The organism is Streptomyces sp. NBC_01294 (genome assembly GCF_035917235.1).
GTDB lineage: Bacteria > Actinomycetota > Actinomycetes > Streptomycetales > Streptomycetaceae > Streptomyces > Streptomyces caledonius.
The window spans coordinates 4,244,360-4,260,158 of sequence record NZ_CP108423.1; the positions used below are offsets into that span (position 1 = coordinate 4,244,360).

Here is a 15,799-nt window from a genome sequence, read left to right on the forward strand (position 1 = left end):
GGAGCAGGGCGGGGCGGAGCGGAAGTGAGGAAAGGAGAGGAAGAGTTGTGGCTACGCGGAACAGCGACAGATGGCGCTCGCGACACGGACCAGGTCTACGTGGCGGCGCTCGACGAGGGTGACGGTGCGGTCACCGAGAGGCTGCATGGACCGAGAGCCTGTACGAATGCCTTCGTGCATGTCAACAAGGTGATCCGAATACCGAGACGGAGGCGTGCCGTCACCCTCTGTGCTGTGACATTTCCCGGGCGTCCCCAATTCGGACCAGTGGTCGATCTCGCCTACACTCGGAAGCGTGCCTCGTGGTGATGGACGACTCAACCACGACCTGCTCCCCGGCGAAAAGGGCCCCCAGGACGCTTGCGGCGTCTTCGGTGTCTGGGCTCCGGGTGAAGAGGTCGCCAAGCTCACCTACTTCGGACTGTATGCGCTACAGCACCGTGGACAAGAGTCCGCGGGAATCGCTGTGAGCAACGGTTCCCAGATCCTCGTCTTCAAAGACATGGGCCTCGTTTCCCAAGTCTTCGACGAAACCTCTCTCGGCTCGCTCCAAGGTCATATCGCGGTCGGTCACGCCCGCTATTCGACCACCGGAGCCTCCGTCTGGGAGAACGCGCAGCCCACTTTCCGCGCGACCGCCCACGGCTCGATCGCCCTGGGTCACAACGGCAACCTGGTGAACACCGCCGAGCTCGCCGAGATGGTCGCCGACCTCCCCCGTCAGGACGGCCGTGCCACCCAGGTGGCCGCGACCAATGACACCGACCTGGTCACCGCCCTGCTCGCGGGGCAGACCGACGAGGACGGCAAGCCCCTGACGATCGAGGAGTCGGCCACCAAGGTCCTCCCGAAGGTCAAGGGCGCCTTCTCTCTCGTCTTCATGGACGAGGGGACCCTCTACACCGCCCGTGACCCGCAGGGCATCCGCCCGCTGGTCCTCGGCCGCCTGGAGCGCGGCTGGGTGGTCGCGAGTGAGACCGCCGCCCTCGACATCTGCGGCGCCAGCTTCGTCCGCGAGGTCGAGCCGGGCGAACTCATCGCGATCGACGAGAACGGTCTGCGGACCTCTCGATTCGCGGAAGCGAAGCCCAAGGGCTGTGTCTTCGAGTACGTCTACCTGGCGCGCCCGGACACCGACATCGCCGGCCGGAACGTCTACCTCTCGCGTGTCGAGATGGGCCGGCGCCTGGCCAAGGAAGCCCCGGTCGACGCCGACCTGGTGATACCGACACCGGAGTCCGGCACGCCCGCCGCCGTCGGATACGCCGAGGCCAGCGGGATTCCGTACGGTTCCGGCCTGGTCAAGAACGCCTACGTGGGCCGGACTTTCATCCAGCCCTCGCAGACGATCCGCCAGCTCGGCATCCGGCTGAAGCTCAATCCCCTCAAGGAAGTCATCCGGGGCAAGCGCCTGGTGGTCGTCGACGACTCGATCGTCCGCGGCAACACCCAGCGCGCCCTGGTCAAGATGCTCCGCGAGGCCGGCGCGGCGGAGGTCCACATCCGGATCTCCTCGCCGCCGGTGAAGTGGCCGTGCTTCTTCGGCATCGACTTCGCCACCCGGGCCGAGCTCATCGCCAACGGCATGTCGGTCGACGAGATCGCCACGTCCCTGGGCGCCGACTCGCTCTCGTACATCTCGCTCGACGCGATGGTCGAGGCGACCACCATCCAGAAGCCCAACCTCTGCCGTGCCTGCTTCGACGGCGAGTACCCGATGGAGCTGCCCGACCCGCAGCTCCTGGGCAAGCAGCTCCTGGAGTCCGAGCTCGCGGGCGGCACGGACGCCGCCGACGCGCTCCGTCGGCCGTAGGCGTTTTCTCGGTTCGGCCTGCTCAACCTGCGCTGGGCCCTCTCTTTGAGGCTTCTCCGGGGGCCCAGCACCACACGCAGTAACGACACGAAAGCTCTCTCCTGTCATGACAGAGAAGACCACCGGTGCCAGCTACGCAGCCGCAGGCGTGGACATCGAAGCGGGCGACCGCGCCGTCGAGCTGATGAAGGAGTGGGTGAAGAAGACGCAGCGCCCCGAGGTCCTCGGCGGCCTCGGCGGCTTCGCCGGCCTCTTCGACGCCTCCGCCCTCAAGCGCTACGAGCGACCGCTGCTCGCCTCGGCCACCGACGGCGTCGGCACCAAGGTGGACATCGCCCGCCAGCTCGGCGTGTACGACACCATCGGCCACGACCTGGTGGCGATGGTCATGGACGACATCGTCGTCTGCGGCGCCGAGCCGCTCTTCATGACGGACTACATCTGCGTCGGCAAGGTGCACCCCGAGCGGGTCGCGGCCATCGTCAAGGGCATCGCCGAGGGCTGCGTCCTCGCCGGCTGCGCCCTGGTGGGCGGCGAGACCGCCGAACACCCCGGCCTGTTGGGCCCGGACGACTTCGACGTCGCGGGCGCGGGCACGGGTGTCGTCGAGTACGACCGGCTGCTGGGCGCGGATCGGATCCGTACGGGTGACGCCGTCATCGCGATGGCATCGTCCGGTCTTCACTCGAACGGGTACTCGCTGGTCCGCCACGTCCTCTTCGACCGGGCCGGGATGTCCCTGGACCAGCACGTCGAGGAGCTCGGCCGCACCCTCGGCGAGGAGCTGCTGGAGCCCACCAAGATCTACTCGCTGGACTGCATGGCGCTCACCCGTACGGCCGAGGTGCACGCGTACTCGCACATCACCGGCGGCGGCCTCGCCGCGAACCTGGCCCGGGTCATCCCGGACCACCTGCACGCCACGGTCGACCGTACGACCTGGGCCCCCGGCGCGATCTTCGACCTGGTCGGCAAGGCCGGCCAGGTGGAGCAGCTGGAGCTGGAGAAGACCCTGAACATGGGCGTCGGCATGATGGCCGTCGTGCCCGGCGAGTCGGTGGAGGTGGCGCTGACCGCGCTGGCCGACCGGGGTGTCGACGCGTGGGTCGCGGGAGAGATCCTGGACCGCGGCGACCGTACCGAGGGCGCGACCCTGACCGGTTCCTACGCGAGCTGAGCAGCACTGAAACCCGGCCCGGGGCGATGCCCTGGACCGGGTTTCAGTGTTTTGTCCTTCGTGCAGACGCTAAAGAGCGTCAAGCGCCCCGACGCTGTGCCGACGGACCGGACTCTTCGTCCTCGTCGTCGTCATCGCTGTTGTACAGCTCCGCGTACTTGGCGTACGGGTCGTCGTCGTCATCCAGATCGTCATCGACTTCGACCGGCTCGCTGACAGGCAGCAGCGGATCCGTCGGCGATGCGCCCAGCTCATTGGCCAGACGCGAGAGGTCAGTCCCGCCGCTGTTGTACTTCAGCTGGCGGGCGACCTTTGTCTGCTTGGCCTTGGCCCGGCCGCGCCCCATGGCTCGACCCCCTCGGTGACGGGGCTCGACGGCCCCAGAGTCTGACACGCGTTCATGGTTCGGAGCGGGCTCTCCGTGGAGAGACCGTCCGTAGGGGTTTAACGGTACCTGCTTCCGCGGCCATACGGTACGCCGCCCGCATGACGCGCCCCGGTGCAGAACCAACGAGGCGCCCCGTCCTCGCTGGTCAGCTGCGATTTTAACCCTTTCCTGGCGGGCGACCCGCCGAAGTGCAGTGAGTTCCGTCTCGCCGCACCCCGGCGGGCACACCCCGGAGCCCCGGGAGTTGCCTACACCGCGCGCGCGGCGCGGGCGTCCGCCATCCGCTGCTCGGCGATCCGGTCGGCCGCAGCGGCCGGCGGGATGCCGTCCGACTTCGCGCGAGCAAAGATTTCGAGCGTGGTGTCGAAGATCTTCGTCGCCTTGGCCTTGCAGCGGTCGAAGTCGAAGCCGTGCAGCTCGTCGGCGACCTGGATGACGCCGCCGGCGTTGACCACGTAGTCGGGCGCGTACAGGATGCCGCGGTCCGCGAGGTCCTTCTCGATGCCCGGGTGGGCGAGCTGGTTGTTCGCCGCACCGCAGACGATCTTGGCGGTGAGGACGGGCACGCTCTCGTCGCTCAGGGCGCCGCCGAGCGCGCAGGGGGCGTAGATCTCCAGGCCCTCGGTGCGGATCAGCGCGTCCGTGTCGACGACCGCGGTGACCTTGCCCGGGTGCTTGTCCAGGATCCGGCGTACGGACTCTTCCCGTACGTCCGTGATCACGACCTCGGCGCCGTCCTGCAGCAGGTGCTCGACCAGGTAGTGGCCCACCTTGCCGACACCGGCCACGCCGACCTTGCGGCCGCGCAGGGTCGGGTCGCCCCACACGTGCTGGGCGCTGGCGCGCATGCCCTGGAAGACGCCGAAGGCGGTGAGGACCGAGGAGTCGCCCGCGCCGCCGTTCTCGGGGGAGCGGCCGGTCGCCCAGCGGGTCTCGCGGGCCACGACGTCCATGTCGGCCACGTAGGTGCCGACGTCGCAGGCGGTCACGTAGCGGCCGCCGAGGGACTCCACGAACCGGCCGTAGGCCTGGAGGAGTTCCTCGCTCTTGATGACGTCCGGGTCGCCGATGATCACGGCCTTGCCGCCGCCGAGGTCGAGACCGGCGAGGGCGTTCTTGTACGACATGCCGCGCGAGAGGTTCAGCGCGTCGAGGACGGCCTCCTCGTCCGAGGCGTACGCGTGGAAGCGCGTACCGCCGAGGGCGGGGCCCAGGGCGGTGGAGTGGATCGCGATGACGGCCTTCAGGCCGGAGGCTCGGTCCTGGCACAGCACGACTTGCTCGTGGCCACCCTGCTCCGTACGGAACAGGGTGTGCAGGACGCCGTCGGTCATTTCGGTCACGGTGGTGACTCCCATGGAAGAGATGCGGCGGAAATACGCCCGCCCTGCGGGTGGGGGAGGGCGTGCTGGGAGCAGAGTAAGACCTGTGGCCCCTCCGTAGGCGACCTGTCCGTGGATCGAAACACTCCCGGAGTACGAGCGCCCCGGCTCGACCGGAGGGTGCGGGCGCTCCGGAGGTGAACCGGGCCCTCAAAAAGGGGAGTACGAGAGCGTGAGCGAATCCCCCGATCCCCTGCTGCCTTCCGCCCGCTCGGCGCCGGCCGTCCCGTACGCCTCCTATCTGCGCGTCTACGAGCCCCTCGCCGCCTTCGCGGAGCCGGAGCGCACGCACTGGGCCGCCTACGCCCGGCGCGGGGTGACCCCGACCGCCCAGGACGAACTGCGCCGGTCGCTGGCGGACTTGGTCCGGGTCCCCGTGGTGGGGGTGCCGGCGCACGAGAGCGCCGACGCGTTCACGGCGGAGGTCGACGGGGTGCTGCTGGTCTGCCCGTGGCGCACCCGGCTCCGCGGCTGGCTGGCGCTCCAGGAGCTGGTCGAGCAGTTCCCGCGCCTGGTGCTGGACGCGGCGCTCCCGCCGGTGATGCGCCGGCAGGCGGCCGAGGACTACGAGCGCTGGCGCGAGCGGAACCCGGACGCCCGCCCGTGGATCCGTACGGGGGTGTGGCAGATCCCGCTGCGGTGGTTCGTCCTGGTGGCCGACGAGGAGCGGGAGTACGTGCCGGGCGAATGCCTGCGCTACCGGACCCCGATGGTCCAGGCGCGGCGTCGGCTGGCCCGGGCCCTGCGGACCCTGCGCGCCGCGGAGGGGTACGGGATGCTCGCTGAGGGCCTGGTGGAGGTCGGAAGCTGGCTGGAGGAGTTCCACCCGCGGTCGATGGTCGAACTGGACTACGGCGGGCTGCTGCACGCGCTGCCCGCGGACGGGCTGGCGGCCGACCGGTCGGCGGGGGACCTGGCGGCGGGGATCGCGGCCCTGCGGGCCGGGGACACCGAGGGCGCGGACGAGGTCTACGGGGAGCTGGCGGAGCGGTGGCGCGCCGTCCGGGAGCGGCTTTTCGCGAATTAGTCCTGAAGTCGCCGGTGTGGCTGTTCTGGGTCCGGAGGAGCCCGTACGTACCCTCCCGTATCGGTCGATCGTCCAATACTGGCTGATCAGATGCCTGATCATGGCATTTGGGACGTAGTACCAGGACCTACGTCCCGATACGGGCCATTGGCCCAAGCGTGACGGACCGCACTAACTACACCCTTGCGCCCTTCCCCTACCCTCGTGCCAAAATAGGACAAGGAGTCCGGGGAGGGTTCCTTCCGTCCAAGTAAGGGTGGAATGCTCGGCATTGCGCTCTACGGGGGGTCTGACGACTCCTGATCGCTCTGTGACTGATCGTCACAGTGGGGTGACTGTCCGTTATGGGACGGTCCATCGGCTTCCGCCGCTGATGAACACCTCGGAGGGCAATTCCGTCGGTTTGGCCGTCGAGGCTGGACGGATGGTGTAGTTGTAGTGCCGAGGACAAGCCGTTCGTCCTATAACCGACTCGGCCCGCGTATGTCCATTTCGGGCAACGCGGGCCAAGGTGCAGAATTTAAAGGAAAGAACCGAGATGGTTCGGTTCTCCCGAGGAGGCCGCTCATGACCGCTCGCACCCCTGATGCCGAGCCGCTGCTGACCCCGGCTGAGGTTGCCACGATGTTCCGCGTGGACCCGAAGACGGTCACCCGCTGGGCCAAGGCTGGCAAGCTCACGTCCATCCGCACCCTGGGTGGACACCGCCGGTACCGCGAGGCCGAGGTTCGCGCACTGCTCGCGGGAATTCCGCAGCAGCGCAGCGAGGCCTGAGGTCGCGCAAACACCCCGCTTTACCGGGCTTATATCGGGTCCCCCAATCCGATGAAACCCACATAGCTTCATACGGCCGGGCCTGCCCCAACAGGTTCGTGGGTCGTTCGATCGCGCTGGACTCCGCCGGGTCCAGCGCGATCTTTTTTATGCCCAGGTCAGGGGCGATATCAAGGGCGCGCGGGCGTGCCGGCAGGGTAGGTGCCATTGCACATATTAAATCGAGCATGCGTAGGGATGCGATAAAAGTACTAGTCTCAAAAACTCGTACGGTGACTCCCGTCACAGATGATCACTCTTGTATATCCGGCAATGCACCCCGTAAAGGGGATGTGCGTCAGGGGACGCATCATGCGAACGGGGGATTCCGGGCGCGGGGTGGCCGGGCGGTCCTCCCGCGGGGCGCCGGCGGTCCCCCGCACGGTCCACCCGCGGTCCACATGCGTCCACATGGGGTCGGGGGATGGCTCGGATGTGCTTCAGACGTGGTTCAGGCGTGGCTCAGAGGGGGTTGAAGGCGCCCGGGAGGCCCGTCTGGTCCGCGGGCGGCCCACGGGCCCCAGGCGGCGCTCCAGGGCGCGCCGGCCCCCTGGGCTCCTGCGCGGTGCCCCCGACAACGCATCAGGGCCCGCATCCCTGAGGATGCGGGCCCTGATGTCTCTGCGAACCTGACGGGACTTGAACCCGCGACCTCCACCTTGACAGGGTGGCGAGCTAACCAACTGCTCCACAGGTCCTTGATTTGCGGCCGCTCGGCGGCTGCGAATCAGACTGTACCGCAGCTCAGGGGGTGCAGTCGAACCGGATCACGGCGCGGCCGCGTCCACCGCCTTCACGATCCGCTTGTCGGAGACCGGGTACGCCGTCCCGAGGGCGTGCGCGAAGTAACTGACGCGCAGTTCCTCGATCATCCAGCGGATGTCGGTGACCGAGGACGGGACCGGCCGCCCCTTCGGCAGCTGCTCCAGCAGCCAGGCGTACTCGTCCTGCATCTCGTGGACCTTCTCCATGCGCGTGGTGTCGCGCTGGACGCCCGTGGGCATCTGCTGGAGCCGCCGGTCCACCGCCACCAGGTAGCGCATGAGGTCCGGCAGCCTGCGCAGGCCGGTGAGCGTCACGAAGCCGGCCGGCATGAGCCCCGCCAGCTGCGTCTTGACGTCCTGGATGTTGGCGACCAGCGCGAGGCTGCCGGTGGCCTGCAGCCGGCGCTCACAGGCCTGCCAGGCGGCCAGCACCTGCTGCACCTGCCCGATCGTCCGCACGGTCGTGTCCACCAGGTCGGCGCGGACGGCCTCGTAGAGCTTGCGGAAGCCCGCCTCGTCCCAGGCCGGGCCCCCGTGGTCGGCGATCAGCCGGTCGGTCGCCGCGGTCGCGCAGTCGTCGAACAGCGCCTGGATGGAGCCGTGCGGGTTCCTGGACAGGGCCAGCTTCTGCTGGTTGGTCAGGTGGTCGGAGGCGAACTTCGCCGGGTTCACCGGGATGTTCAGCAGGATGAGGCGCCGGGTGCCCAGCCACATGGCCTGCTGCTGCTCGGCCTCGGTGTCGAAGAGCCGTACGGACACGCTCGCGCCCTCGTCCACCAGCGCCGGGTACGCCTTCACCGGCTGGCCGGCCCGCCGGGTCTCGAAGACCTTGGTCAGCGTGCCGATGGTCCAGTCGGTCAGCCCGGTCCGCTCCACCGACTCCCCGCCCGCCCGCTCGGCGGTGGCCGCGGCGGCCTTGGAGAGGGCCTGGCGGGCCTTCGGCTTCAGCTTGAGCCGCAGGGCCTCCAGGTCCTTGTCCTCGGCGACGTTCCTGCGGCGCTCGTCGATGATCCGGAAAGTGATCTTCAGGTGGTCGGGGATCCGGCCGAGGTCGAAGTCCTCGGCCGAGACCGGGACCCCGACCATCCGCTGGAGCTCGCGCGCCAGGGTGACGGGCAGCGGCTCCTGCAGGGGCACCGCCGTGTCCAGGAAGCGGCCGGCGAAGTTCGGCGCGGGCACGTAGTGCCGGCGGATCGGCTTGGGCAGCGAGCGGATCAGCTCGGTGACCACCTCTTCCCGCAGGCCCGGGATCTGCCAGTCGAAGCCCTCGTCGGTGACCTGGTTCAGCACCTGGAGCGGGATGTGGACGGTCACGCCGTCGGCGTCCGCGCCCGGCTCGAACTGGTAGGTCACCCGGAACTTCAGCTGCCCCTGCCGCCAGGTGTCCGGGTAGTCGGCCTTGGTGACCCCGGCCGCCTTCTCGGTCAGCAGCATCTCCCGCTCGAAGTCGAGGAGTTCGGGCTCCTCGTGCTTCTTGTGCTTCCACCAGGAGTCGAAGTGAGCCCCGGACACCACGTGCGCGGGGATCTTCTGGTCGTAGAAGTCGAAGAGGGTCTCGTCGTCCACCACGATGTCGCGGCGCCGGGCCCGGTTCTCCAGCTCCTCCACCTCGGTGAGGAGCTTGCGGTTGTCGGCGTAGAACTTGTGGTGGGTCCGCCAGTCGCCCTCGACCAGCGCGTTGCGGATGAACAGCTCGCGCGAGACCTCGGCGTCGATCCGGCCGTAGTTGATCTTCCGCTGGGCGACGATCGGCACGCCGTACAGCGTGACCTTCTCGTACGCCATCACGGCGGCCTGGTCCTTCTCCCAGTGCGGCTCGCTGTAGGTGCGCTTGACCAGGTGCTGGGCCAGCGGCTCCACCCACTCGGGCTCCACCTTGGCGTTCACCCGGGCCCACAGCCGCGAGGTCTCCACCAGCTCGGCCGACATCACGAACTTCGGCTGCTTCTTGAAGAGCGAGGAGCCCGGGAAGATCGCGAACTTGGCGCTGCGGGCACCGAGGTACTCGTTCTTGTCGGTGTCCTTGAGCCCGATGTGCGAGAGCAGACCGGCCAGCAGCGAGACGTGGACGACCTGTTCGGGGGCGTCGGCCTCGTTGACGTGGATGCCCATGCTCTTGGCGACCGTGCGCAGCTGCGAGTAGATGTCCTGCCACTCGCGGATCCGCAGGAAGTTCAGGTACTCCTGCTTGCACATCCGGCGGAAGGAGGAGGAGCCGCGCTCCTTCTGCTGCTCGCGGACGTAGCGCCACATGTTCAGGTACGAGAGGAAGTCGCTGGTCTCGTCCTTGAAGCGGGCGTGGTTCTGGTCGGCCTGGGTCTGCTTGTCCGAGGGCCGCTCGCGCGGGTCCTGGATGGACAGGGCCGAGGCGATCACCATGACCTCGCGGACGCAGTTGTTCTTGTCGGCCTCGATGACCATGCGGGCCAGACGCGGGTCCACCGGGAGCTGGGAGAGCTGGCGGCCCATCGGCGTGAGCCGCTCCTTGGGGTCCTTCTCGCCCGGGTCCAGGGCCCCGAGCTCCTGCAGCAGCTGCACGCCGTCGCGGATGTTGCGGTGGTCCGGCGGGTCGATGAAGGGGAACTTCTCGATCTCGCCCAGGCCCGCGGCCGTCATCTGGAGGATGACGGAGGCCAGGTTGGTCCGCAGGATCTCGGCGTCGGTGAACTCCGGCCGGGCGTCGAAGTCGTCCTCGGAGTACAGCCGGATGCAGATGCCGTCGCTGGTGCGGCCGCAGCGGCCCTTGCGCTGGTTGGCGCTGGCCTGCGAGATCCGCTCGATCGGCAGGCGCTGCACCTTGGTGCGGTGGCTGTAGCGGGAGATGCGGGCGGTGCCCGGGTCGATCACGTACTTGATGCCCGGGACGGTCAGGGAGGTCTCGGCGACGTTGGTGGCCAGGACGATCCGACGGCCCGTGTGCTGCTGGAACACGCGGTGCTGCTCGGCGTGCGAGAGGCGGGCGTAGAGCGGGAGCACCTCGGTGAAGCGCAGGTTCCGCTTGTTCAGGGCGTCCGCGGTGTCACGGATCTCGCGCTCGCCGGAGAGGAAGACCAGGACGTCGCCCGCACCCTCGGACTGGAGCTCGTCCACGGCCTCGCAGATGGCCGTGATCTGGTCGCGGTCGCTGTCGTCGCCCTCCTCCTCGAGGAGCGGCCGGTAGCGGACCTCCACCGGATACGTGCGCCCGCTGACCTCGACGATCGGCGCGTCGCCGAAGTGCCGGGAGAAGCGCTGCGGGTCGATGGTCGCCGAGGTGATGACGACCTTGAGGTCGGGGCGCTTCGGCAGCAGCGTGGCCAGGTAGCCGAGCAGGAAGTCGATGTTCAGGGACCGCTCGTGGGCCTCGTCGATGATGATCGTGTCGTAGGCGCGCAGCTCGCGGTCCGTCTGGATCTCGGCGAGCAGGATGCCGTCCGTCATCAGCTTCACGAAGGTCGCGTCCTGGTCCACCTGGTCGGTGAACCGGACCTTCCAGCCGACCGTCTGGCCGATCTCGGACTTCAGCTCCTCGGCGATGCGCTCCGCGACGGTGCGCGCCGCGATCCGGCGGGGCTGGGTGTGCCCGATCATCCCCCGCACGCCCCGGCCGAGCTCCATGCAGATCTTGGGGATCTGCGTGGTCTTGCCGGAGCCCGTCTCGCCCGCGACGATCACGACCTGGTGGTCGCGTATCGCCTCGGCGATCTCGTCCTTCTTCTGGCTGACGGGCAGGTTCTCGGGATATGTGACCTCCGGCATCCGCGAGGCGCGCCCGGCCAGTCGCTCGGCGGCCTTGGAGGCCTCCGCGGCGATCTCGTCGAGTACGGCCTGCTTGGCCTCGGGCTTGCGGATACGGCGGGCGCCTTCGAGGCGGCGGCCGAGGCGGTGCGCGTCACGGAGGGAGATCTCACCGAGAAGCGTCTGCAGGGCGGCGAAGGAAGTAGACATACCTGGTCGAGGATCTCACCTGGGCCCGCCGGGTGGCGAACGCATTTGTCGGGTGGACCCGTACCATTTCGGGACGAGTCCGTCGGCCGTACGAGTGAGAGGCAGCCCACCTTGTCCCGCCCCCGCCGATTGGCCCGCGCCGCGTCGACGGTGTGGGCCCGCCTGGCCGTGGTGGTTCTCGCAGTGGTGCTCCCGGCTGCGGCCGCTTCCGTCTCGGCCGGCCTGACGGCGGTGGTCCCGGAGACTGCCGTCTCCGTGAAGGCCTCGCCTCCGGTCGCGTCCCCTGCTTCGGCCCCGGTCCCGGCCTCCGCCCCGGGATTTCTCCCGGCCGGGGACCTGAGCTCGGTTCCGGCCCTTGCCGCCCCTTCCGGAGGCGGTGGCCCGGCCTGCGCCCCCGGGGCTCCCGGTCACGGGGGGCTCCCCGCCATCCCGGCGCGGGCCGGGGGCGAGCACGCGCAGGTCCCGCCGGCACGGCCGGTTCCGGAGGAGACGCGGCCGCACGCGGCACTGCTCGTACGGGTCCCCGTACGGGGGCCCGACCGGCCCGCGCCCGGCCCGGTGGAGCTGTCCGTGATGCGGGTCTAGGAGGTCCGCTCACCTCTTGGTCCCACCCCGCCTCACCCCTGCGCACTGGAGCACCCGCATGCCCTCGTCCAAGCCGTCCAAGCCGTCCAAGTCCTCCGTGAAGCCCCTGCTGATCTCCGCCGGGGTCGCCGTCGCCGCGATCACCCTCGGCCTCGTCTCCTGGCAGGCCACCGCCCCCGCCGACAAGGTCCCCGCCGACCGCTCCCCCGGGTCCGCCGCCTCGGCCGCGCCCCGCAACGACGCCGCCGCCGCGCTCCAGGCGCTGGCCCGCCGCGAGGCCGGCGACAAGCTCGCCCTGGGCCGCGCCGACGCGCCCGTCGTGCTCATCGAGTACTCCGACTTCAAGTGCGGCTACTGCGGCAAGTTCGCCCGGGACACCGAGCCCGCGCTCGTGAAGAAGTACGTCGAGGACGGCACCCTGCGCATCGAGTGGCGCAACTTCCCGATCTTCGGCGCCGAGTCCGAGGCCGCCGCCAAGGCCGCCTGGGCGGCCGGGCAGCAGGACCGCTTCGCCGCCTTCCACGCCGCCGCGTACGCCGAGGGCTCGAAGGAGAAGGGCTTCGCCGAGCCGCGCCTCGTGGAGCTGGCCCGCGAGGCCGGCGTCCCCGACCTGGAGCGCTTCACGGCGGACATGGCCGGCGAACAGGCCGCGGCGGCCCTGAAGAAGGACCAGGAGGAGGGTTACCGCATCGGCGTCACCTCCACCCCGTCCTTCCTGCTCAACGGCAAGCCGATCGCCGGCGCCCAGCCGCTCGACGCCTTCACGACGGCCATCGCCCGGGCGAAGGCAGCGGCGGCGCGGCCGTGACCGACATCGGATACCTGGCCGCCCTGCTGGGCGGCCTCCTCGCGCTGCTCAGCCCCTGCAGCGCGCTGCTGCTGCCGGCCTTCTTCGCGTACTCGATCGACTCCACCTCGCGGCTGCTGGCACGCACCGGGATCTTCTACGCGGGCCTCGCGAGCACCCTCGTACCGCTGGGGGCGGCCGGCTCGTACGCCGGACGGTTCTTCCACGGCAACCGCGACCAGCTCGTCCTGGCCGGCGGCTGGCTGATCATCGCGCTCGGGCTCGCACAGATCCTGGGCCTGGGCTTCGCCCCGAAGCGGATCTCGGAGCTGTCCGGCAGGATCCGGCCGACCACCGCCCTGTCGGTGTACGCGCTGGGCGCGGTCTACGGGCTGGCCGGCTTCTGCGCCGGCCCGATCCTGGGCAGCGTCCTGACCGTCGCGGCGGTCAGCGGCAGCCCGGTCTACGGCGGCCTGCTGCTCGCGGTCTACGCGCTGGGGATGGCCGCTCCCCTCTTCCTGATGGCCCTGCTGTGGGAGCGGTTCGAGCTGGGCAGGCGGCGCTGGCTGCGCGGGCGGGCCTTCGCCGTGGGCCGCTTCGAGCTGCACACCACCTCGCTGCTGTCCGGGCTGTTCTTCATCACCCTCGGCGTCCTGTTCCTCGTCTACGACGGGGCGAGCGCACTGCCGGGACTGCTGGACGTGGACGACTCGTTCGCGGTGGAGGAGCGGGTCCGGTCGCTGGCCGACGCGGTCCCGGACTGGGCGCTGCTCGGGCTGGTCGCCGCGGGGGCGGGGGCCGTCGGGCTGGTCCAGTGGCGCCGCCGGGCGCGGACGGCGGCCGAGGGGGAGTGAACGCAGAAGGCCCCGTCCGATGGACGGGGCCTTCTTGATGGTGGCTGGGGCCGGGGTCGAACCGGCGACCTATCGCTTTTCAGGCGATCGCTCGTACCAACTGAGCTACCCAGCCACGAAACCGTTTCCGGCTTCAGCGATCCTGACGGGACTTGAACCCGCGACCTCCACCTTGACAGGGTGGCGAGCTAACCAACTGCTCCACAGGACCTTGCAGTGTGCGAGACCAAGTCTTGCACACGGTAATGCGTACCCCCAACGGGATTCGAACCCGTGCTACCGCCTTGAAAGGGCGGCGTCCTGGGCCACTAGACGATGAGGGCTAAAGGCCCGCCTGGGCGCTTTGCAGCGCGTCGGGGACGTGAGAAGCATATGGGATCCGGGGAGCTATCGCCAAAACGGTTTCCCGCGGAGCGACAATGGCCGGGTGCTGGAGATGACGCGCGAGGAGTTCGAAGAGCTCGTCGCAGAGGCCCTGGACAGGATCCCGCCGGAGCTGACGCGGCTGATGGACAACGTGGCGGTGTTCGTCGAGGACGAGCCGCCGGCCGACGACCCCGAACTGCTCGGGCTGTACGAGGGGACTCCGCTGACGGACCGGGGCGAGTGGTACGCCGGCGTGCTGCCGGACCGGATCACCATCTACCGCAATCCCACGTTGCGGATGTGCGAGGACCGGGAGAGCGTGGTCGCGGAGACGGAGGTCACCGTGGTGCACGAGATCGCCCACCACTTCGGGATCGACGACGACCGGCTGCACGCGCTGGGTTACGGGTGATCCGGCCGGTCCCCGGCGCGGAGGCGATCGACCCGGACGTCGACCTGCACGTCCCCGCGCAGCGCGCCGAGCCGCAGGGCCGGGTGCTCGCGGCGGTGGCCGCGGGCGGGGCGGTCGGGGCTTCGGCGCGGTACGGGATCGCCCTGCTGTGGCCGGCCGGGCCCGGGGCCTTCCCGTGGGCGACCCTGTGGATCAACGCCTCGGGCAGCATGCTGATCGGCGTACTGATGGTGCTGATCAGCGAGGGCGGCCGGTCTGCGCCGCATCCGCTGCTGCGGCCCTTCGCCGGGGCCGGGGTGCTCGGCGGCTTCACCACCTTCTCCACCTACGCGCTGGACGTCTCGCGGCTCCTGGACGGGGGCGGGGCGGGGACCGCGCCGGCCTACGCCGGGCTCACGGTGGTGGCGGCGCTGGGCGCGGTGTGGGCGGGAGCCTCGGTGACCCGGCTCGCGGTCCGGAGCCGGCGGGTGCGCTCCCGGTGAACTGGCTGCTCGTGGTGGCGGGCGCGGTCGTCGGCGCGCCGCTGCGCTATCTGACGGACCGTGCGGTGCAGAGGCGGCTGGACGATCCGGACGCGCTCTTCCCCTGGGGCACCTTCGTGGTCAACGCGGCCGCCTGCCTGGGGCTCGGGCTCCTGGCCGGCGCGGTGCTCGCCGGGGCGGCCTCCTCGCGGCTGGAGCTGCTGCTGGGGACCGGGCTGTGCGGGGCGCTGAGCACGTACTCGACGTTCTCGTACGAGACGCTGCGGCTGGCCGAGCGCGGACGGGGGTTCCTGGCGGCGGCGAACGTGGTGATGTCGGTGCTCGTCGGGCTGGGCGCGGTGCACCTCGGGTCGCAGGTGGCGCGGCAGCTGTTCGCGTGAGGGCGTGTCCCTTACGGGTCAAAGGGAGTTGGGCACATTGACCCGCTCATGCGGAACGCTCACCCTCAGGCTCCGGAGGTGCCCCCGTGCGCCAGTTGTCCGCTTCCCTCCGACTGGCCGTCACCGCGCTCGCGGTCGCGGCGACGGCCGGCTGCATGAGTGTCGGCGAGGACACGGCGAAGCCCGGGCCCTCCTCGGCGGGGGACCGCCGCAGCGGCGCCGAGGCGGCCGGAGGGGCCGCTTCCGGGCGGGGCTCCGGGGTCCACGGCAACGGGCGCGGCGCGAAGGACGGTACGGGGAGCCAGGACGGCAGGCCCAAGGAGGACGGCAAGGCCTCCGGCGCGACCGGGGCCTCGCCCGGCCCGGGCGCCCCGAGCGGACCGCCGGGGGTGCCCGCGCCGTCGGCGGGACCGGTCGGCGGCGCGGGCGGGCAGGGACCCCAGGAGCCTTCGACGGGCGGTTCCGGCGGTGCGGGCGGCTCCGGAGGCTCCGGCGGCGCGGGCGGTTCCGGCGGCGGACAGCAGTCGGCCAGTCCGACTCCGGAGCCGCCGGCCACGACGCCCCCTGTGACGGAACCCACGCCGGCTCCCTCCGTTCCGGAGCCCGAGCCGACCACCCAGCCGGTGCCGCAGCCCTAGGCCC

14 protein-coding genes and 4 tRNA genes are annotated in these 15,799 nt (G+C 70.2%); 10 read left to right on the top strand and 8 right to left on the bottom strand.

Translation table 11 applies throughout. The features are described from left to right. Positions 1-51 precede the first annotated feature (51 nt). On the bottom strand, positions 52-180 hold the full coding sequence (locus tag OG534_RS38700) for a putative leader peptide (RefSeq protein WP_398563683.1): 129 nt from the start codon (positions 178-180) through the stop codon (positions 52-54). A gap of 115 nt (positions 181-295) precedes the next feature. Between OG534_RS38700 and purF the strand changes: the two genes are divergently transcribed. Then, positions 296-1,813 carry an amidophosphoribosyltransferase gene (gene purF / locus OG534_RS19250; RefSeq protein ID WP_326589301.1) on the top strand — a complete coding sequence of 506 codons (1,518 nt, stop codon included), beginning with the start codon at positions 296-298 and terminating at the stop codon, positions 1,811-1,813. A gap of 106 nt (positions 1,814-1,919) precedes the next feature. Beyond that, positions 1,920-2,990 carry a phosphoribosylformylglycinamidine cyclo-ligase gene (gene purM / locus OG534_RS19255; RefSeq protein WP_326589302.1) on the top strand — a complete coding sequence of 357 codons (1,071 nt, stop codon included), beginning with the start codon at positions 1,920-1,922 and terminating at the stop codon, positions 2,988-2,990. Between the two features lie 79 nt (positions 2,991-3,069). Here purM and OG534_RS19260 read toward each other — a convergent pair whose 3' ends face one another. Further along, positions 3,070-3,336 (bottom strand): DUF3073 domain-containing protein, encoded by a 267-nt coding sequence (locus OG534_RS19260; protein WP_048476883.1) that lies wholly within the window; start codon positions 3,334-3,336, stop codon positions 3,070-3,072. A gap of 290 nt (positions 3,337-3,626) precedes the next feature. Then, positions 3,627-4,736, bottom strand: a complete 1,110-nt coding sequence (locus OG534_RS19265) for a Leu/Phe/Val dehydrogenase (RefSeq protein WP_326589305.1) — start codon at positions 4,734-4,736, stop codon at positions 3,627-3,629. 196 nt (positions 4,737-4,932) lie between these two features. Here OG534_RS19265 and OG534_RS19270 point away from each other — a divergent pair, with 196 nt between their 5' ends. Then, entirely contained in the window at positions 4,933-5,787 is an 855-nt protein-coding gene (locus OG534_RS19270) for a hypothetical protein (protein WP_326589306.1), read from the top strand. 567 nt (positions 5,788-6,354) lie between these two features. Beyond that, entirely contained in the window at positions 6,355-6,561 is a 207-nt protein-coding gene (bldC, locus tag OG534_RS19275; protein WP_003949541.1) for a developmental transcriptional regulator BldC, read from the top strand. A gap of 663 nt (positions 6,562-7,224) precedes the next feature. Here bldC and OG534_RS19280 read toward each other — a convergent pair. Together OG534_RS19280 and hrpA are read right to left on the bottom strand one after the other, a co-directional pair. Continuing rightward, positions 7,225-7,298: transfer RNA gene (locus OG534_RS19280), tRNA-Asp, on the bottom strand. 69 nt (positions 7,299-7,367) lie between these two features. After that, positions 7,368-11,291: an ATP-dependent RNA helicase HrpA gene (hrpA, locus tag OG534_RS19285; protein WP_326589307.1), complete on the bottom strand. Its 3,924-nt coding sequence runs from the start codon at positions 11,289-11,291 to the stop codon at positions 7,368-7,370. Between the two features lie 643 nt (positions 11,292-11,934). On the opposite strand from hrpA, the gene OG534_RS19290 reads away from it, so the two are divergent. Together OG534_RS19290 and OG534_RS19295 are read left to right on the top strand one after the other, a co-directional pair. Then, positions 11,935-12,684 (top strand): DsbA family protein, encoded by a 750-nt coding sequence (locus OG534_RS19290; protein ID WP_326589308.1) that lies wholly within the window; start codon positions 11,935-11,937, stop codon positions 12,682-12,684. Continuing rightward, a complete protein-coding gene (locus OG534_RS19295) occupies positions 12,681-13,517 on the top strand; it encodes a cytochrome c biogenesis CcdA family protein (protein WP_326589309.1) in 837 nt (278 codons plus the stop codon). Before OG534_RS19290 ends, OG534_RS19295 begins: the two co-directional genes overlap by 4 nt. A 38-nt stretch (positions 13,518-13,555) precedes the next feature. On the opposite strand, the gene OG534_RS19300 is transcribed toward OG534_RS19295, so the two are convergent. The 3 genes from OG534_RS19300 to OG534_RS19310 form a co-directional block, all read right to left on the bottom strand. Next, positions 13,556-13,632, bottom strand: a tRNA-Phe gene (locus OG534_RS19300). A gap of 22 nt (positions 13,633-13,654) precedes the next feature. Then, a tRNA-Asp gene (locus OG534_RS19305) sits at positions 13,655-13,728 on the bottom strand. Between the two features lie 39 nt (positions 13,729-13,767). Continuing rightward, a tRNA-Glu gene (locus OG534_RS19310) sits at positions 13,768-13,840 on the bottom strand. Positions 13,841-13,944: 104 nt separating this feature from the next. Between OG534_RS19310 and OG534_RS19315 the strand changes: the two genes are divergently transcribed. The 4 genes from OG534_RS19315 (at position 13,945) to OG534_RS19330 (ending at position 15,795) form a co-directional block, all read left to right on the top strand. Further along, positions 13,945-14,295 carry a metallopeptidase family protein gene (locus tag OG534_RS19315; protein WP_030726307.1) on the top strand — a complete coding sequence of 117 codons (351 nt, stop codon included), beginning with the start codon at positions 13,945-13,947 and terminating at the stop codon, positions 14,293-14,295. Further along, positions 14,292-14,777: a FluC/FEX family fluoride channel gene (locus OG534_RS19320; RefSeq protein ID WP_326589312.1), complete on the top strand. Its 486-nt coding sequence runs from the start codon at positions 14,292-14,294 to the stop codon at positions 14,775-14,777. The genes OG534_RS19315 and OG534_RS19320 overlap by 4 nt, the downstream gene beginning before the upstream one ends. Then, on the top strand, positions 14,774-15,157 hold the full coding sequence (gene crcB / locus OG534_RS19325; RefSeq protein ID WP_326589314.1) for a fluoride efflux transporter CrcB: 384 nt from the start codon (positions 14,774-14,776) through the stop codon (positions 15,155-15,157). Before OG534_RS19320 ends, crcB begins: the two co-directional genes overlap by 4 nt. Positions 15,158-15,243: 86 nt before the next feature. Beyond that, entirely contained in the window at positions 15,244-15,795 is a 552-nt protein-coding gene (locus tag OG534_RS19330) for a hypothetical protein (protein WP_326589316.1), read from the top strand. Positions 15,796-15,799 lie beyond the last annotated feature (4 nt).